Annotated in this window: 14 protein-coding genes; 7 read left to right on the forward strand and 7 right to left on the reverse strand. The window is 61.2% G+C overall.

Translation table 11 applies throughout. The features are described from left to right. Positions 1 to 79: 79 nt before the first annotated feature. The 7 genes from tssG to FNJ47_RS11270 all read right to left on the reverse strand — a co-directional run bounded on the left by tssG (position 80) and on the right by FNJ47_RS11270 (position 7,715). Positions 80 to 1,144 carry a type VI secretion system baseplate subunit TssG gene (gene tssG, locus FNJ47_RS11240; RefSeq protein WP_163153161.1) on the reverse strand — a complete coding sequence of 355 codons (1,065 nt, stop codon included), beginning with the start codon at positions 1,142 to 1,144 and terminating at the stop codon, positions 80 to 82. Further along, on the reverse strand, positions 1,108 to 3,075 hold the full coding sequence (gene tssF / locus FNJ47_RS11245; RefSeq protein WP_163153142.1) for a type VI secretion system baseplate subunit TssF: 1,968 nt from the start codon (positions 3,073 to 3,075) through the stop codon (positions 1,108 to 1,110). The genes tssG and tssF overlap by 37 nt, the downstream gene beginning before the upstream one ends. A 1-nt stretch (position 3,076) precedes the next feature. Continuing rightward, on the reverse strand, positions 3,077 to 3,625 hold the full coding sequence (tssE, locus tag FNJ47_RS11250) for a type VI secretion system baseplate subunit TssE (RefSeq protein ID WP_175068367.1): 549 nt from the start codon (positions 3,623 to 3,625) through the stop codon (positions 3,077 to 3,079). Positions 3,626 to 3,694: 69 nt separating this feature from the next. Next, on the reverse strand, positions 3,695 to 4,180 hold the full coding sequence (locus FNJ47_RS11255) for an Hcp family type VI secretion system effector (protein WP_163153143.1): 486 nt from the start codon (positions 4,178 to 4,180) through the stop codon (positions 3,695 to 3,697). Positions 4,181 to 4,231: 51 nt separating this feature from the next. Further along, on the reverse strand, positions 4,232 to 5,734 hold the full coding sequence (tssC, locus tag FNJ47_RS11260; protein ID WP_163153144.1) for a type VI secretion system contractile sheath large subunit: 1,503 nt from the start codon (positions 5,732 to 5,734) through the stop codon (positions 4,232 to 4,234). Between the two features lie 16 nt (positions 5,735 to 5,750). Further along, the gene (gene tssB / locus FNJ47_RS11265) at positions 5,751 to 6,278 is read right to left on the reverse strand and encodes a type VI secretion system contractile sheath small subunit (protein WP_163153145.1); all 528 of its coding nucleotides are present in this window, start codon (positions 6,276 to 6,278) and stop codon (positions 5,751 to 5,753) included. A 123-nt stretch (positions 6,279 to 6,401) separates the two neighbouring features. Continuing rightward, positions 6,402 to 7,715 (reverse strand): type VI secretion system protein TssA, encoded by a 1,314-nt coding sequence (locus FNJ47_RS11270; RefSeq protein ID WP_163153146.1) that lies wholly within the window; start codon positions 7,713 to 7,715, stop codon positions 6,402 to 6,404. 349 nt (positions 7,716 to 8,064) lie between these two features. Here FNJ47_RS11270 and FNJ47_RS11275 point away from each other — a divergent pair, with 349 nt between their 5' ends. The 7 genes from FNJ47_RS11275 to tagF all read left to right on the forward strand — a co-directional run bounded on the left by FNJ47_RS11275 (position 8,065) and on the right by tagF (position 19,086). Beyond that, a complete protein-coding gene (locus FNJ47_RS11275; RefSeq protein WP_163153147.1) occupies positions 8,065 to 9,933 on the forward strand; it encodes a type VI secretion system Vgr family protein in 1,869 nt (622 codons plus the stop codon). Between the two features lie 5 nt (positions 9,934 to 9,938). After that, entirely contained in the window at positions 9,939 to 10,502 is a 564-nt protein-coding gene (locus FNJ47_RS11280; RefSeq protein WP_163153148.1) for a DUF6931 family protein, read from the forward strand. Between the two features lie 12 nt (positions 10,503 to 10,514). Continuing rightward, complete coding sequence (tagH, locus tag FNJ47_RS11285; RefSeq protein WP_163153149.1) at positions 10,515 to 11,888, forward strand: type VI secretion system-associated FHA domain protein TagH; 1,374 nt, start codon at positions 10,515 to 10,517, stop codon at positions 11,886 to 11,888. 48 nt (positions 11,889 to 11,936) lie between these two features. Next, on the forward strand, positions 11,937 to 13,274 hold the full coding sequence (gene tssK, locus FNJ47_RS11290) for a type VI secretion system baseplate subunit TssK (RefSeq protein ID WP_163153163.1): 1,338 nt from the start codon (positions 11,937 to 11,939) through the stop codon (positions 13,272 to 13,274). A 149-nt stretch (positions 13,275 to 13,423) separates the two neighbouring features. After that, the gene (tssL, locus tag FNJ47_RS11295) at positions 13,424 to 14,797 is read left to right on the forward strand and encodes a type VI secretion system protein TssL, long form (RefSeq protein ID WP_347341656.1); all 1,374 of its coding nucleotides are present in this window, start codon (positions 13,424 to 13,426) and stop codon (positions 14,795 to 14,797) included. Positions 14,798 to 14,839: 42 nt separating this feature from the next. Further along, the gene (gene tssM, locus FNJ47_RS11300; RefSeq protein ID WP_163153151.1) at positions 14,840 to 18,388 is read left to right on the forward strand and encodes a type VI secretion system membrane subunit TssM; all 3,549 of its coding nucleotides are present in this window, start codon (positions 14,840 to 14,842) and stop codon (positions 18,386 to 18,388) included. Further along, positions 18,385 to 19,086, forward strand: a complete 702-nt coding sequence (tagF, locus tag FNJ47_RS11305; RefSeq protein WP_163153152.1) for a type VI secretion system-associated protein TagF — start codon at positions 18,385 to 18,387, stop codon at positions 19,084 to 19,086. Before tssM ends, tagF begins: the two co-directional genes overlap by 4 nt. The last annotated feature ends 5 nt before the right edge of the window (positions 19,087 to 19,091 follow it).

Here is a 19,091-nt window from a genome sequence, read left to right on the forward strand (position 1 = left end):
CCCCCGGGGCGATGTCCTGCTCATCGTGGAAATTGGCGCGAATTCCATGATGTTAGGACAATCGGACCGGTGCATAGGTTCAAATGGGCGAGGCGTCTGTCGCGGCGCTTCGCCCGGCCCTCAGACGCTCGGCAAGGTTAAAGCGAGCATCGCGGCGATATTCCTCGGTCGAGGCCCAGTTCGGTGAGACCCAGCTGGTCCACCCAAGGCGTCCGCTCTGTCCCAGCTTGATCGGGACGACCGCTCCCGCCGGAATGGCGAGTTCCACCTCCCACTCGAGTTCGTCGCCGATATAGAAGTAGACGGCGTCAGCCAGCGGCTCGGACAGGTTAGGCGCTTCGGTGGGTAGGAACTGCTCGTATTGAGCGAAATCCTTCACGAAAACGCGAACCCTGATTTTGTCTTCGACGCTGAACACCCGCGAGCCCAGAAGCGCGTCGTGGCCGAGCCTGGCATGCGCCGCGCCGAGGCGGCTGCAATAGTTCGCCTCGAACGGGAGCCAGCTGCCCACAAATTCGTCGATCTCGACCCTGACATCGAACAGCCCCTGCAGCAGCCCGGCCAATCGTGACGCGGACTTAGCCCTGGGTGAGACCAGTCCCGCGAAGCTGAGCTTCGCCATGTCCGGTACCGCGTCGCGATTGGCAAAGATGTCAGAGCCGAGGCCGGCAAAGGAGCCGACATAGGCGATGAAGCGGTCATCCGATGGCCGGTCATGCTGCGCGATCGGCCGTGCATCCGCCCAGGCACGAAAGAACAATTGTAGAAAGCGTCCATTGAGAAGGTCGAGAAAGCGCGGAAAAGCATCGTCCCGCATCAACTGCCAGCCGACGCTCTCATCGGTGGTGGCCAGCGGCAGTGCGCCCTGCGGTCCGAGCAGACCGAGGAATTTGACCAGGATCCTGAGCCTGCCATCGCGGTCGTCGACCGAGCTTAGATTGGAAGCGGGGAATTCCAGATAGGGGGTTTGACCCAGGTCAACAAATTCCTCGCGACGCGCGGCACTGTCGCCGATCCGCGGCTGATCCGGGTTGGATCGCTCGAGCTGGCGGAGCGTTTGAAAAAAATCGAACCGCCAAGGCTCGGCCTTCATCTGGTCGATCAGCGTCACAGCGGCCTCCGGGTACCCATGCGGGCCGGCCAGCGCATGATCTCGCCGCGTTCCGAAGTCGAGATGACGGTTTGGGTGAAGGTGTTGAAGCCCGAATAGTCGGCGAAGAAGCGTTCCAGCACAGCCCCGAGCAGGAACACGCCACTGCCTTCGAATGCCTTCTCGTCGAGAGTGACGGTGATCTCCAGGCCACGCGCTGCGCCACTGCCGGTACGCTCTCGCACCCGCCGCACCACGGGCCTGCTCTCGATGCTGCGCGCGCCGCGAATCTTTCGTTCCGTAGCGTCGTCGAACTGGTCGGCGAACAGTGACAGCATCTCCCGCAGTGCTCCGGCATTCTTGCCGCCGCCGCTTTCTACGAGGCCGAGATAGTTCAGGCTCAGCATGTTGATCAGGCGCCAGCTGACAACGCCGCTGTTGGCGACTTGACTGCGACTGCGCAACTGCGCCACCACCGGCTCGCGTGGCCGGGTGGGGCCGGCTATGCACATTAGTTCGAGCGAGGTGTCGTCCAACAGGCGAAAGTCGGCTCCGCCCTGGCCGACCGGCAGATGTTCCGTGAGATGCCGGTTTGAGCACAACGCCCGGACGCTCAGCTCGGCGGCGGATCTGTCGCCACTCAGGTCGCCAGGCTCGAGCAGCGAAAGGAACATGTCTGTCCCGGTGTAGTCCGAGGCCGTGCCATATGCCTTTTCCTCGACAGTGCGGCGCCGCGGTAGCCGACGAACGGTAAAGTAAAGCCCCTCGACCGATGCGGCCGTCCGGTCGACTTCGGCGGAGTACAGCGGACGCACGTGCCGCTTGTCTTTTTCTGCGGGAAAGTGCGCGTAAACCTCCAGCACCTGGTGCGGCTCGTATTCGAGATAGCGGCTTCGGTCGGGCACCACGTGGTATTCGTGCGTATTCGATTTGACAGGGATGCGATCGGTGGTCTTCTCAAACAGGTTGATTGCCGGGGCAGTATAGAGACTGAAAGTCTCAGCGCGGACGGAGGCGGCAAGCCGTGAGTTGTGCTCATCGAACGCGAAGACGATATCGATTGACTTGCCGCGCAGCCGCGGCATCACAGCGCGAAGTCCCGTCAGATTGATGCCAAGGAACTTGCGCGGAAACAGGAAATACTCCCGCAACAACTCCGAGCCGCGAAAGACCCGGTTATCGTTAGGAAACAGGGATTCTTTCTCGCCGAAGCCAACTTGTTGCACACAGTCGTTCGGAGCCCGGATGACGACCGGATCACCGAAATCGTCGAGATAGCGAAAGTAGACGTTGACGCAGTTCGAAGTCAGCTGTTCGTAAAGCGCGATAGCATCGGATTCGGCGCCAGTCAGATAAATGGGCAATTCGCCGGTGCGGCAGCCCGCGAACCAGGTTTCCGGCTTGTTGCGTGCCTCCGCGTCTGCCGGCTCTTCGTCGAGCCGCGCTGCGGTACGGTGGGTCATGGAGAGCCTGAGCCCCGCAATGACCTCACCGCTGACCGGAATCCCGAGAGCCTGCAATGCGCCCGCGGTCGCGAAATATTCGGCACTGGTGACGTCAAAGGGCCAAAGCACGATATCGCGGCAAAGCCTGAATCGGCAGGCGAGGCTCCGTTCCCTTTCGCGGTAGCTCGCATCGAAGTAGGCGCCCCGCACGATTTTCCTACCGTCGCGCAATGCCGGATCGGCATAGGGTGGCTGTACCTTGACCAGCATGGCAGATGGAGTTGGCGCGAGATAGTTCGGAACCAGCTGTTCGAGCAGGTTTGCCGTGAATTCCGGGAATTCGTGCTTGAGCTTGAGCTGAACGCGGGCAGCGAGGAACGCGGCGCCTTCGAGCAGGCCCGAAATCATTGGATCTGAGCGATCGCGGATCAGCCCGCCGAGGCGCTCGGCGATGCCAGGATATTCGTCGGCAAAGTCTTCCGCGTGCTCGTACAGCAGCGACAGTTCACGATTGTATAAGTCGAGGAACTCGCGATCCATGCTATAGTCGATTGATCTGTATATCGCCGCTGTCGAGGTCGACATCCGCGACGAATTCCACGGGCACGTTGAGCGGCTCGCACTTCAGGTCGGATTGTACGAAAAAGCGCAGCTTGAGCTGTTCGGGGTCCACGGTGGTGTCGCGCCGCACCCGGATGGACTTGCGATCGAGCCGAGGCTCGTACGTCGTAAGCGACATGCGCAGGGCGTCGCTGAGCTCTTCGTCGGTGACCTCGTCGATGGATCGGTTTGCGATGTCGGGAAAACCATAGTTCAAAATCGAGGTGCGAACGCAGGCGTAGCCAGTCAGGTCGAGCGTCGATTCGAGGGCAATAGTATTAAGGAGCGTTTCAACGTCATGCGAAACTTCCCGCCTTAGCAACGTCTCTGAGATCGGGAAACGACCAGTGCTGCGCCGTCCCGCTATCACTCGCTCACCGTACTGATCGCGCAGTTCGATTGGCTTGCGCGCATCACGAGCGTCGTAAGCCGCACGAAAGGCGAGCATCAATGGCGGAGAGAGCCGATCCTTCTTTGGCGCAACAGTCATTGAGAATCCCTTGTACCGCCGGCGCCGATTGCCATTGCTGGTAGCCGGCACCGGACAGGAAGCTTACGATCAGGCCCATTCCTTGTTGGCCGGAACGTCCCAGCCGAAGGTCGGCGATGCGCCGGCGCCGCCCTTTTCCGTCTGGGTCTTGTAAGTCATCTTCACCTTCGCGAAGTTCAAGCTCACGTTTTCGGTGAGACGATCTTCGCCATGCGATCCGCCGGTCGATACGCTGGAGACCAGGACATGCTTCATCTCGATCTTGAGATACTCCAGCGGATTTTCACCGGCCTTGCGGACAGTGAGGATCGCGGTATCGATGTGCTTGCCGTTGGCGCAGACCTTAAAGAGTTCGGGCGTGGCTTTGTCCACGAAGTGCGTGAAGTGGAGATCCTGAACGTTGACCTTGCCGGCGCCGCCGCCCGACCCGCTGTGGAAGGTGCCGCTTTGGCTCTCGCCAAACGACCAGCTCAAAATGTCGATCTCGTCCTTGTGTTTGTCGTCGAGCGATTCGCCCTTGATCGGATCGAGCTTCAGAAAGATGTCGACAGCCATAGCATAGCCCTTTCAAAAACCTGGATGAGTGAGGGTTGCGATAACGCGGCGTCAGGAGCCCGGGCCCGGAAGGCGCGAGACAAGGCTGAGACCGACGTCCATCGCTTCCAATTGAAAGTGTGGACGGAGAAAAAAGCGCGCGTTGTAGTATCCCGGGTTCTCCTCGTTTGCTATGACTTCCACCTTCGCAGCGGCCAGCGGCTTGCGCGCTTTCTGCGCCTCCGACGACAAGGCTGGATTGGCATCAACGTACTCGTTGATCCAGGTTTGCAGCCAAACCGTCAGCTCATCCTTTTCCTTCATGGATCCGATCTTGTCGCGAACCATGCATTTCAGGTAGTGCGCAAAGCGGGACACTGCGAACATGTAAGGCAGGCGTGACGACAGGTTGTCGGATGCGGTTGCGTCCACACCCTTCTCGCCGAAGTATTTCTTCGGCTTGTAGAGCGACTGGGCTCCGATGAAGGCGGCCTTGTCGGTGTTCTTGCGGTGGATCAGCGGGATGAGGCCCGCCTTTGCAAGCTCGTGCTCGCGACGATCGCTGATCGCGATCTCGGTGGGGCATTTCAGGTCGACGCCACCGTCGTCGGTCGGGAACGTGTGCGTCGGCAGGTTGATGACCTCGCCGCCCGACTGCACACCGCGGATGCGCGTGCACCAACCGAACTCCTTGAAGGCGCGGTTGATGTTCACTGCCATCGCATAAGCGGCGTTGATCCAGCCGTATTTGTCACCGGTGTGTCCGTCCGTCTCCTCTTCGAAGGCGAATTCTTCTACCGGCTCTGATTTGGCACCGTAGGGGAGGCGGCCCAGCGCGCGCGGCATGCAAAGGCCGAGATAGCGCGAGTCGTCCTGATCGCGCAGTCCCTTCCATGCGGCGTATTCCGGCGTGTCGAACACCTTGCCGATATCGCGAGGATTGGACAGTTCGGTCCAGGAGTCCATTCCCATCAGCGTAGGCTCGGCGCCGCTAAAGAAGGGGGCATGCGCGGCGCCGGCGATCTTGCTGAGATCGCGAAGTAGCTGCACGTCGGTCGGGAGGTGGCTGAAATAGTAGTCGCCGATCAGGCAGCCGAACGGCTCGCCGCCGAGCTGGCCGAATTCGTACTCGTAGATCTGCTTGAACAGGGGGCTCTGATCCCAGCGCGCATCGGGATAGAGCCGCAAGTTCCGATACAGCTCGGTCTTGGAGACGTTCATCACCCGGATCTTGAGGTTGGCGTCGGTCTCGGAGTTGAAGACGAGGTAGTGGAGGCCGCGCCAGGCGCTCTCGATCGCCTGGAATTCGGGTGCGTGCAGGATCTCGTTCATCTGCGCGGTCAGCTTCTGATCGATCCGCGCGATCATCTCCTCGATGGTGTCTAGCACGTCCGACTTGATGACGCTGGTGTCCTTGAGCGCCTCTTGGACGAGCGTGGACACCGCGTTCTCGACTTCGGTTGCCGCACGTTCGGTGCGCGGCTTGAAGCTTTGCTTCAGCAGGGCAGCAAACTCGTCAGCCTCGACGGTCCCGACCTGGGTGGTGGTCTCTTTATGGGTAGCTTCTTTGGCCATGGTCCCCATCCTTCCCTTAGCTGTTGGTGTCGGGTTCGGTGGACTGGCCGGCCGCGCGCTCGCGCAGTGCGGCCATCAGTTGAGGATCGGCGAGGAGTTTCTTCAGCTGGTCCTCGGCGCCCACCTTGCCATCCATGTAGCGCAGCAGGTTGGCGAGCTGTTCGCGTGCCTGGAGCAGCTTGGCCGTCGCGGGCACCTGGCGGGCGACCGCCACGGGCGTGAAGTCCGACATTTTATTGAAGCGCAGGTTGACGGAGATTTTTTCGTCAGACCCATCGCTGAGACGATTGGCTACACGAGCCGTCACGCCGGGCTGGATCGCCGCCATGCGGTTGTCGAAATTGTCCATGTCGAACTCGAGGAACTTGCGCTCCTCGACCTTCGCCTTCTCGACGCCGGGGTTGTTGCCGGAAAGATCGGACAAGACGCCCATGACAAACGGCAGTTCGATCAGCCGCTCGGCATCATACGGATCTTCGTAAGTGATGTGCACGCGCGGTGCGCGGTTCCGGCGAATGAATTTTTGACCGCTGTCGGTTGCCATTGGGTGCCCTCTTCAAAAAATCGCTGCGGAAGCCGACTTGCGCGACGGAGGCTGGGAAGTGCCTTGGTCTTCGTCGGCGGAGCTTCCTTCCGTTTGGTTAGTCCCGTCGAACGGAAGGCGGGTTCAATTCGATTTGTCGATCGTCTTCAGAGCGCCCTCTGGCAGGACTTCGTTCAGCAGACTGAGGAAGTCTCGCTGCGCGAGTTCGCGTGCGCGATCGACCAGGAACGGGATCGGGCTGGACGGCTCCGCGGTCCGGAAGAAAGATGCAACCTTGCTCAGCAAGTCCAACGCCTGCACTCTATTTTCTGCTGAAAAATCAGTAGCTTGTGTGTCGTTTTCCGTTGCAGATGGGAGCGATGTCGCGAATTCCGCCATGCGCTCGATCGGCAGGTCAAAAACCTTGTCGCGACCAATATTGATGGCGGCGCTCTCGACCTGGCCGGGCATCAGCATCCGCATCACTTCGATAAACGATTTGCCAACCATGTCCTGTGCTTGCCGCACCAGCAGAAGCGCTGGGCTCGACGGTTCCTTCCGCGCGAAATAGTCGGCAGCGGCTGCTAGCGCCGCGGATGCCTGTCCTGGCGAGGTCAGTGCACCGGCGATTTCAATCGCAAGCTGCGGGCCGTCTTGAGCAGTCTCGTCCGGGGATGGAGCAACTGCGGCCGGATCGCGTGCGGTGACCAGAGCCGCGAGCCAGTTGGCCATGCCATTCGCGACACCCGCCACCCTGTCGAGGCTGATGGGTTGCCCTGAGTTTAGCTTTTCGTGCCAAACCGATTTGATGTCGGCGATCTCGGCTGCGACCGCGGAACAGCGTTCGCTCACCGCCTTGAGGGTGTCGAGATCGGTCTCGCCGACAATGCGCTCGATGGTTGCAAGATCGGGCATGTCGACATCGGCATCAGCGGCGGGAATTTCGCCCTTGGCAATCTGATAGGCACGGTAGTTGAGGCTGCCGTGCCTGCGATTTTCGATCAGGGGAAGGAATTGGAGCGGGTTGATCACCGTCGGAAACACGTCGATCGCCTCGACGGTGACGGCGCGAAAACCATAGTCGCCGTCATCGCCCCTCGGGTGAACCGCTTCCCATTGTTCACGCAGCAGCAGGGTGGTCGCTTTCAGGCAGCTGAGAAAGCCGTCGAGATCGCGGTTTAAGATGGAGAATTTGGCGAGCAGCATGGTCAAGCGTAGATCGCGGGTGCGTGCCAAGAGCGGCCGCGCAGCGGCGAACTGGCCGGTAATGTCGAGGGCCTTTGGGTCAAAGCGTCCGCGTTCTCCGTTGGCGTTGACGACCTCGAAGTACGACTTTGGAAGCAGCGATTCCGCGCTTGCGAAGAAATTGAGGTACTGGACATCCCCGGCCGCATCGAGGTCAGGCCCGCAAGGATCGTCCGGGGATACGGGCTGGGTCAGGGATGTGACATCGAGCATGCCAAGATGGTCCGTCTGAGGGGCTCTAGCCCCATTGCCAAGTCCGTCACAAGTGGCGGATCGGGCGGGGGTTCATGATCCGATCGTCTGTTAGGTCAGATCAACGATGACCTCGGTTCATTCCCGGCGGCCACGACCGTTTCGCGTGAACCAACAAGCTCTTGGAGCCGACTACATGGAGTGCCGGGACCATCTGGCGCGAGCTTTGGCGCGTCAGGAGAGGGCGAGACCGGGCAGACAGGTCGGTCGTCCCACCGATGGCTGGCTCGGACTTCGGTTGTTTCAGGCTTGACGACCTGATGCGCCGATTGCGCGGATGGTGCGGTCAACGAAGGAGTTTAACGCCCACATGGGCCAGCTTACCCAGGATACCCGCCTTTGCGAGCTCAAGACCCCCCTTGGCAAGGATGTGCTGGTTTTTGTCAGGTTCGAGGCCTCTGAAGGTCTGAGTGAACTGTACGAATATCGTATCGAATGCCTCAGCGAGGACGCCGATCTCGACTTTGATCGCGCGATCGGCCAGCAGTGCACGCTCACCATCAAGTTGCACGGGAAGGAGCGCGAGTTCAGCGGCATTCTCACGGAAGCGCAGTGGCTCGGGGTCAGGAACGACTATTTCAGCTACCGGATCGTGCTGAGGCCCTGGTTATGGCTACTGTCGCGCACCACCGATTGCCGGATTTTTCAGGACAAGAAGGCGCCCGACATCATCAAGGAGGTCTTCAACGAGCGTGGCTTCACGGATTATGAGTCCAAGCTTACCGAAGAGGGCTCATGTCCAAAGCTCGAGTACTGCGTTCAGTATCGCGAGACCGATCTGGATTTCGTATGCCGCCTGATGGAGCAGCACGGCATCTACTACTTCTTCAAGCATGAGGGTGGCAAGCATACGCTGGTGCTGGCTGACTCCAGGTCCTCGCACAGTCCAATCAACGGTCTCGCAAAGATCCCCTATGTCCCGCTGACCGGATCCGACCGCCGCGAGGAGCAGCATATTTATGAATGGGTTTCCGAGCGCCGGTTTCGCACCGGAAAGTTCGAGCTCAACGACTACAACTACCAGAAACCCAACGCACAGATGATCAGCGACGCCAAGGGTTCCGAGCACTACACGCGATCCGAGATGGAGTTCTACGACTATCCCGGCAAGTTCAAGGAGAAATCCGACGGCGAACGATACGCCAAGATCCAGCTCCAGGCCGAGCAGGCGATGGATCGGCGCCGCCGCGGCAACGGCGACGCCGTCAATCTGTTCCCCGGCGGACTAACCAAGCTCGAGAAGCATTCGAGAGACTCGCAGAACGTTGAATATCTCGTCGTACGAGCAGCTCACTCGTTTTCCGTCGAGTCCTACCGCACTGGCGGTCCCGGCGACGGTGGACAGCACGTCTACTTCGGCAGCTATGAATTTCTGCCAAGCGATCGACCGTTTCGATCTCCCATGATGACACCGAAGCCGAGGATCAATGGTATCCAGACGGCCAAGGTCGTCACCAAGGACGACAATTCGAGCGAGGAAATCGACGTCGAGTCGTTGGGCGAAATCTATGTTCGCTTTTTCTGGGATCGAAAAAAGAAGCGGTCGTGCCGGTTGCGCGTGGCCCAAGTCTGGTCCGGCAAGCGCTGGGGCGGTCAGATCATCCCGCGCGTCGGGCAGGAAGTCGTCGTGGAATTCCTGGAAGGAGACCCCGACCGGCCCTTGGTTATCGGGACGGTGTACAACGATGAATACAAGCTGCCCTACGATCTGCCGTCCAAGAAGACGATCGCGGGATTGAAGTCCGACTCGACCAAGGGAGGGGGCGGCTACAACGAATGGAACTTTGAGGACAAGAGAGGGTCCGAGAAGATCACCCTGCACGCCGAAAAGGACTACGACGTAACGGTCCGCGATACCGAGACCAGGACCATCGGTGAAGCCGCGTTCGGCGGCGATACCCGCAAGACCACAATCAAGAACGGCAATGACAAGCTTGATATCGAATTGGGTGGTCAGCACATCAAGCTGGCGATGGATCAGTCCGTCGACGCAGGGCTGAGCATCACGCTTGCGGCCAATGTCAACATCACCCTCCAGGTTGGTCCCAGCCAGATCATCCTGTCCCCCGCCGGAATCGTCATCAACGCGCCGACCATCACCATGACCGCGCAGGCCGCCATGGCGCTCGCGGCCGGCGGCCCGTTGGTTGCCCACGGCACACCAACCATTGTCGGCTGACGGCCATGGGTCAAGTTCGGTTCAGCACAGTCCGCGATCTGTTTGAAGCCTATCCGCTGGCGCGATACGACGTCGGTAACGCCGCCCCGGAAAAGTCCTCGTTGGATTTCCTGCAGGAAGCCGCTGATGCAGGCAACTGGCACCAGGCTGTATCCTTCTGCGCGTACCTGCTTCCCAGGCGCGTGGCCGTCGCCTGGGGATGTCGCTCGCTTCGGCAGATGTGCGACAATTTCGACGGCAACGAAGGCAGGTCACTCAGCTTTGCAGAGACCTGGGTCCGGCAGCCAGACGAGCAATCGCGCAACAAGGCGTTGGCGGTCGGCAATGCCAATGATCCAGAACAGCCGGCGACTTGGCTGGCGTTGGCGGCGGGCTGGTCTGGCGGGAGCGTCGTCCCTGCGGAATTTGCTCCGGTCGAGGCCAAGCCAGATCAGACGGCGCGGGCGGTTCGCGCGGCTCTTTTGATCGGGCTTTGCCGGCTTACCCGTGAGTCCAGGGACCGGATAATGACGGCCTGCCTGGAGGATGGTATTCAATTGGCACGCGGCGAACCGCGCCCTCTGCGCTGACGAGACGATGTGATGGTGCTTCGCTTCAACATCGAGAACGAGCCCAACCTCCCCGATGGCGGACCTGTGTCATTTACGGTCACCGGCCGTCGCTCGGTCGATATAGGCCGCGATCGTCATCTCGATTGGACATTGCCCGATCCGTCTCGGATGATTTCGGGGAAGCATTGCGAGGTCCATTATCGCGACGGCGGCTATTGGTTGCACGACGTCTCGACCAACGGCACCTTTCTCAACGGCGCCGACCAGCGCATGCGGGGCGCGCATCGGCTACGCGATGGCGATCGGCTCGTCATCGGCCACTATGTCATTGGCGTTTCGCTGGACCTGGACGAGCGTGCCGAGGGTGCTCCGAGCCATGGCGCGCAGCAGCAAGCTCCTCTCGCGCAGCAGCACGCCGATTACCAGGAACTGTGGGCTCCCGGTCGCGACGTGCCGCCGCCAATCGACCCCCAGCAGTTGAGAAAGCCGCGTGAAGCAGCGCGGCCCGTCAATGTGGAATTCCTGGACTGGGCGGCGAGCGTTCCGCCGGCGGGCGTCGACCCCGTCCGGCATTCACCCCAGATGCCTCAACGAGAGCCGCCTCCGCATGACGACATGAGCTGGGCAGCCGGTCCCATCGCCACGCCTAAACCGCCGGTCGACATGCTGCACGTGATGCCGACCCCGCGCCGACCATCGGTCTGGGTCGACGATGAAACGGCCGTCGCGCCGCCGCCGGCGCCCTCGGCAGGGCATGCCGGAGCGCCGCGGCCGCAGGTGGCCGAACCGGTACCGGCTACGGGCACCTCGATCGGCAATCCCGAATTCGCGCTCCTGGTGGCGCGTGCTGCCGGACTGCCGGAGAATTTCTTTGCCGACAAGACCGAGGCCGAACTCGCGGAGCAGCTGGGCATCATACTGCGCATGACCGTGGAAAATTTGATGGCTCTGCTGCAGGCGCGGACCCAGGCCAAGCAACTGACCCGCAGCACCAGTCAAACCACCATCCAGGCCATCGAGAACAATCCGTTGAAATTCTCGCCGACCGCGGAAGACGCGATGCGTATCCTGTTCGGGCCGCCGACGCGCAGTTACCTCGATGCGCCGCATGCCTTCGCGCAGGGCTTCAAAGATCTCAAATCCCATCAATTGAAGACCTATGCGGCAATGCAGCATGCGGTCAGCGGGCTGATCGCCAGTATCGATCCAACGCTGATGGCGCGCGAGCTCGAGCTTCAGCGCGGTGCAAGATCCTTTTTCGGCTCAAACAAGAGTAAGTTATGGGATGAGTTCTTGACGCGCTGGAAGGCGCATCTCGGTCGCGACGAGAGCGCGCCGATCGATACCTTCATGCTTCATTTCTCTGAATATTACGACCGCGCAGACAAGGCGGGGTCAAAGTGAACCGTCGGTGACGATGCCGTCGCCGATCATTGCCAAGTGGATGCAGGAATGTCCTGGTACAGCAAAGTTTTCTGGTCGGAAGGTCTGTTTCTGCGGCCGCATCATCTGCAGCAGAACGACCGCTATCTCGAGCATCTGCTGGAAAAGCGCGTTCGTTACACAACACCGTACCCGTGGGGCTTTGCGCAGCTCGAGATCGACAACGATCTTACACAGCAGAGCAAATTCGCCGTGCGCAGTGCGACCGGCGTCATGCCCGATGGGACGCCGTTCGATATCCCTGCCGACAGTCCGATCCCGGAAGCGATCGAAGTGCCGGATTCGGCCGCAGGCCAGATCGTCTGGCTGATGATGCCGGTCGCGGCGCCCAACACGCGGGAGGTGGATGAGGATCGCACCGACAGCGCAAGTCGCTACGTTCGGACTTCCGAGACGTTTATCGATTCAACCTCGGCGCTGCGCATCGAGGAAGAGATTGACATTGTCTATCCGCGGCTATCGTTCGAGCTGCGCAAGACTAGCAAGCCGGGATACATGGGCCTCGGCATCGCCCGCATCCTCGAAGTACGCGACAAGAATATCCTGTTTGATGACAAGTTTGTTCCGCCGATGCTGGTCTGCGCCGCACATCCGGTCGTCGATGGCTGGCTCAATCGAATCATTGGCTGGGTTGAGACCAAACTCGATGAGCTTGCACGCTACGCGGTCGATCCATCGTCCGGCGGCGGCTTGCAGAGCGTCGATTACCTGGTGCTGCAGGTGCTGAACCGGACCATTCCCGTGCTGGCTCATTTCAAGCGGTCTGGCAGCGTGCATCCCGAGCGGCTGTACGAAGAACTACTGCGGTTTGCCGGTGAGCTTGCGACCTTTGCGACCACCGAACGACGCGCACGGGACTACCCGGCATACGATCACGATAACCTCGAATACGTCTTCACGCCGCTGGTGCGCGACATCCAGGACTTCCTCAGTGCGCGGCTGGGCAGGCGAGCGATTCGTCTGGAGATCATCGAACGCGCCCCGAACGCATTTGTGTCGCCGATCCGCGATCGGGCGTTGTTCCGAAATGCTACCTTGGTGCTCGAGGTTGCCGCGCGGCGACCTCTCGTCGAGATCCAGAATGAATTCCCGCACCTGTTCAAGGTCGGGCCCAACACCAAGATGACCGAGATCGTGCACGCAAACCTGCCGGGTTTAACCTTGGTGCATTTGCCGACGCCGCCACCGCACATCCGAGCCATCACGGACCACGTTTATTTCTATCTCGATCGCAAGTCGCCGCTGTGGCCAGAGTTCAGCACAGCGGCGTCGATCGGGATGCATTTTTCCGGCGACTGGCCGGAGCTTGAGTTGTACCTTTGGGCGATCCTGGAAGAGCGGCCATGACCGACAGGGACAAGCCGGTTAACCCTTTCGGTCGGGGTGAGCGGACCATCATCCGTCCGAACCCCGGCGGGAAGATGCCGCCGGCTCCGCCTCCTCAACCTCCAGCAGGCGAGGGGCCTGCAAGCCGTCCAGCGTACTCGCCATCGCCCGTGGCTTCGCCGGGTGGCCCGTCGCCTCCGCCTTCATTTTCGCCCGCGCCGCAGGGCGCAGGCTACGCTGCGCCGCCGACCAGCCAGCCGTCGGAGGAATGGATTTCGACGCCGGCGCAGGCTCCGGCGCAGCAACCGATCCTGCCGCCCGGACCGCCCTTGCGTGTCGACGATCTGGTCGCGCCAAACGCCAATCCGGTGATGCGCGCCGGCGGCCCCTTGCTGCAGCTGCTTGGCCGGCTGCGAGTAGCACTGATGCGGGCGTCATTCGCGAGCCTGATGGAGCAGGTCGCCGACGCCATCAAGTTCTTCGAGAAGGATATCCGCTCGGCCGGCATTTCCGAGCACCAGGCCAATACGGCGAAGTACATCCTGTGCGCTACCGCCGACGATATCGTGCAACACATTCCGACCGACGATCGACACGTCTGGGCGCAATACTCGATGCTCAGCCGGTTCTTCGGCGAACGCGTCGGTGGCGTACGCTTCTTCGAGATTCTTGACCATTTGAAGACTGATCCGCTCGTCAACTATCCGGTGCTCGAACTCCAGCACGCCTGTCTTGCACTCGGGTTCCAAGGCATTCACCGGACGTCGCCGGGCGGGCTTGCGAACCTCCAGGTGATCCAGCGCAACCTCTATGAGACGTTGCGCCGGGTTCGACCCAAGCCGACCAACGATCTGTCGCCGCACTGGCGCGGCCAGGCTTTGGCTGGTCGGCGGAAGCACCTGCGCATTCCGGTTTGGCTGGTGGCGGCCGTGGTCGCCGCGGTGCTGACGGGATCCTATTTTGTGCTGCGGACACTGCTGGCTGGCCGTGCAGAGAATGCCGCGGAAGTCGCGCTGGCATTGCATCCCGGCGATCCAATCGAACTCAAGCGCCGCGTCGTTGCGCCGCCGCCGCCTCCACCTCCGCCGCCACCCCCAGATCGCATTACCCAGCTGCAGCGCATTCGCAACGCGCTTGCACAGGAGAAGACGGCCTGCGCCATGACGGCGGATCAAACGGCGAGCTTCATCGTGATCAGGGTCTGCGATCTCGCATTGTTTGCCTCGGGCCAGGCAACCATCCTGGATGGCTTCAAGCCGATCGCGGCCCGCGTTGCGGCGACGCTCGACAAGGAGCCCGGCCGCATCCGAGTGGTTGGCCATACCGACAGCTCGCCGATCCGCACCGTGCGTTTCCCCTCGAATTTCGAATTGTCGGTCGAGCGCGCCAAGGCGGTTGCCGGCGCGCTGAAACCCGGCCTCGCCGATGGTTCGCGCATCGACGTCGACGGCAAGGGATCGGATTCACCGATTGCCAGCAATTCGACACCGGAGGGACGGGCTAAAAACCGTCGAGTCGAAATCTTCATCGAACGTAGCGAATAGACGGATGCCACAAGCTCACGCGTAAGCGACAGGTACCGGTAAATGCTCGCCAAGGACATTCTACGCATCGTTCTCTATGGAGTCGGGCTCAGCTCGCTTGGGGCGGTGATCTACCTTGCCGGTCCCTTCATTGCTTTCGGCGACTGGCATCCATTGGAAAATCACATCATTCGCCAGATCGCGATCCTGCTACTCGGCGCCGCGGCAGCAGGTGTCACCGGTCTCCATTTCTTCAAGCGACGCAGGAATGCGAAGGAAATCGCTGACGGCGTCAGCGGCGCCGATCAGGCCGTCAGCGACGAGCCGGTGCTCAAGGAGCGCATGAAGGACGCGCTCGCAACGCTCAAGACTGCGAGCGGCAACAAGTCCGGTTATCTCTACGATCTGCCCTGGTACGTCATCATCGGTCCGCCGGGCGCGGGAAAGACCACCGCGCTGGTGAATTCGGGGCTCAAGTTTCCGCTCGCGCGGGGGGCAACGCCGGCGGCGATCGCCGGGGTCGGCGGCACTCGCTACTGTGATTGGTGGTTCACCGAGGAAGCGGTGCTGATCGATACCGCCGGTCGCTACACAACCCAGGACTCAAACAGCAAAGCCGACAAGGAAAGCTGGCTGTCCTTTCTCGACATTCTGAAAAAAAATCGGTCGCGCCAGCCGATCAACGGCGTTCTTGTGGCAATCAGTCTGGAGGACGTGCTGACGCTGCCCAAGCAGGAGCTCGCGCTTCATGCCGATGCCATCAGGATGCGGCTACTGGAACTGCATCAACGACTGAAGGTAAGTTTCCCGGTCTACGCGCTGTTCACCAAGGCCGATCTCGTTGCCGGTTTCACCGAATATTTCGCCTATCTCGGCGAGCCCGGCCGGCGCCAGGTCTGGGGCGCCACCTTCCAGACCGCCGACAAGACCCAGAATCTGGTGGGGCAGGTCCCGGTCGAGTTCGATCGCCTGCTGGAGCGCCTGAGCGAGGAAACGCTCGACCGTCTCCAGGACGAGCCGACGCCGCAGCACCGGGTGCAGTTGTTCGGCTTCCCGGCGCAGATGGCGCGGCTCAAGCCGCAAATCCACGATTTCCTCAATCAGATTTTTGAGCCGACGCGGTACCACGTGAACGCCAATCTGCGGGGGTTCTATTTCACCTCGGGCACTCAGCAGGGTACGCCGATCGATCAATTGATCGGATCGTTGGCGCGTACATTTGGCGCGGAAGAAGTCGGTGCCGGATCATACTCCGGAACCGGCAAGAGCTATTTCCTTGCTGATTTGATTTCGAAGGTCATCATCGGCGAGGCCGATTGGGTTTCGACCGACCGTGCTGCAGTGCGTGGCGCCCTGATCCTCAAGACCGCGGCGCTGTCGGTGATAGGTTTGGTGGCGATCGGACTGATAGGTGTTTGGCTGACAAGCTACAAGCGCAACTCCGACCTGATCGAGCAGAGTTTGCAGGCGGACAAGGAGTATGCGGCCGCCGGGGCGCCGCTCATCAAGCAGACGCTGATCGCCGATCACGATCTCGACAAGGTGCTGCCGCTACTCTATCGACTGCGGAACGCCCCCGCCGGCTATGCGTCACGGAATGAGCCGGTAGCGTTCTCGGCGCGTTACGGGCTTAGTCAGCACGCGCGTCTGTTGTCGCCCGCGAAGGCAGCCTATCACACTGCGCTCGAGCGCATGTTCAGGCCTCGCTTGCTGTACCGTTTGGAAGAGCAGCTCAATGCGCGTATCAATGAGCCTGCCTTCGTCTATGAGGCGCTGAAGGTCTACCTGATGCTTGGCGGCCTGCAATCCCCGGACCGCGAGCTGATCCGCTCCTGGATGCAGCGCGACTGGGCGGACAACCTTTATCCCGGCGCGACCAATGCGGAAGGGCGGCGTCTGCTCGATGAAAATCTTGTTGCAATGTTCGACCTCGAAACTGAGCAGCCGCCGCTGGTCGAGCTTGACGGCCGGCTGATCAAGCAGGCCCAGAATTCGCTGGCGCGCCTCAGCGTGTCGCAACGTGCCTACGAATTTCTAAAGTCGGAGGCACGCGGATCGAACGCCGGTGACTGGGTTGTCAGCCGCCGCGGCGGCCCGGACGTGGCAGTTGTCTTCGAAACCACGACTGGGCAACCCCTGGACAACGTACGGGTGCCCGAGTTCTTCACTTACAACGGCTTCAATCAGAAGTTCATTGCTCGACTGCCCGGATTGTCGGAGCGCATGAAGCGGGAGCGGTGGGTGCTGGGTGACGCCGGCCAGCAGTCGGCAATTGACCAGCAGTATGACAACCTGGCTGGCGATCTGCTCAGCATCTATTCCAACGATTTCGTAACAAATTGGCGTACTGCGCTTGGAAGTCTGCGTCTGAAGAAATTGCTCTCCGACAAGCCGAAATACGAGGTGCTGAGGGCGCTTTCGGCGCCGACCTCGCCGATGCGGCAAATCCTGGAGTCGGTGCGCGACGAGACGATGCTGACGAAGGAGCGCCCGAAGCAGGCAAGTGCTGGTACGCCGGCAGCGCCCCCTGCCGTGACCACGCCTGCACTATTCAACAATGCCCAGGATGGCACGCCGGGCGCGGCGATCGAGTCGCAGTTCAAGCCCTACCATGCGGTGCTTGAAGGGGAGAGCACGCGCCGGCCAATCGACTCGACGATCGCGAACCTCAACGACATCGCGCAGAATCTGACGCTGATGGTGGAGAATCCGCAACTGACGGCGCAGGCAACTGCGGGGCTGCAGACCCAGGTTGCAGCGCTGCGCAACAACGCCTCGCGCATGCCGCCACCATTTTCGGATATGCTGCGGGCTGCGGCCACGGAGTTTGAAGGCAGCATCGCCGCCTCCACGGCCGGTCAGATCCTGCAGTCGTTGCGCGATCAAGTCACGCCGGTCTGCCAGCAGACGGTGACCAACCGCTATCCCTTTGTACGGAGCAGCGGTCAGGAAGTGCCGCTCGCTGACTTCGCCAAGCTGTTCAGCCCGAACGGCGTCATGGACAAGTTCTTCACCCAGTTCCTGGCGCCTTATGCAGATACGTCGCGCTCGGACTGGGTCTGGCGAAAGGAAAGTCCTGTCGGCCGATCGTTCTCGCCTGACACATTGAAGCAGTTTCAGAATGCCGCCTATATCCGCGATGCCTTTTTCCAGACTGGCGGCGGTGTGCCGGCGGTGTCCTTTGCGATTCGGCCGCCGCCCCCGGCCGGACCGGGCATCACAGTCAAGACCGAGATCGGTGGCACGACGATCACTAGCCCCACTACGCCAGGACCAGCCGCAGCTCCCTCCATGTTCGGTACGCCGCAACCCGCTGCCCCGCCGCCGCCGCAGAGCAACTCACCGACGACGGTGCTCTGGCCCGGGCCGTCGCCGCGGACAGCAATTTCGGTCAGCAACGAGACAGGCTCGCCATCCGTACTTGAGCGCGTCGGTCCCTGGTCATTGTTCCGAATGCTGGAGGCCGGCTCGCTGGTCGCGAAGGCGGAAACCGCCAGCGCAACCTTCATTGTTGCCGGACGGGAGCTCAACTATCAGATCTCGACAGGATCGTTGCGCAATCCGCTAAACCTGTCAGTGCTCCGTGAGTTTCGTTGCCCAACCGGAATATGACCATGCGGTGCGGCTTATTCGGCAAGATTGGCGCCAAGCGTGATTTCATCGCGATCGCGACGCCGCGGAGCTTCCTTGAAGTCTGGGAGCCGTGGGTGCAGGCTGCCGTCTCCGCGAGCCGCAATCAACTCGGCGCGGCTTGGCAGGGAGCATTCCTGACCGCGCCGGTGTGGCGATTCTGGCTTGGTGCCGCAATCTGCGGCACCACCGTCGCGGGAGCGATCATGCCGTCGCTTGACGGGGTAGGTCGATACTATCCGTTGACGCTGCATGCGGTATCTGATGACGCCGCCGCATTGCCGCCGCCGCACATCGATCCGCAGGACGAGTGGTTCGGGCAGGTGGAGACGTTTTTGCTATCGACCCTGGACCGGGCTGCGACGTTCGAGCAGATCTCCGATGCGGTGGATCGTCTCGCGCTCCCACATCTGCTGACGCCGCGAACCGATGCATCGCCCATCGTGATGTTGAATGAGGCGACGCTGGGAATGGTTTCGAAGGTCGATGGGTTTGGCGAGTCGCTTGGCACGCTCTGCGGCGCCAACCCGCAAGTCTATGCCGCGGCCAGTTTCTGGTGGACCGCCGGAGGCGAGGGTTTCTCGCCGATCGCGCTCTGTTGCCGCGGACTGCCGGATCCCTTTCATTATTCCACGCTGCTGACCGGCGACATTGGCCGCGCGGTGTCCGGGACGGGATGACGCGC

Origin of the sequence: Bradyrhizobium uaiense, from assembly GCF_010811875.1 — a bacterium.
In the GTDB taxonomy this organism is placed as follows: Bacteria; Pseudomonadota; Alphaproteobacteria; order Rhizobiales; family Xanthobacteraceae; genus Bradyrhizobium; species Bradyrhizobium uaiense.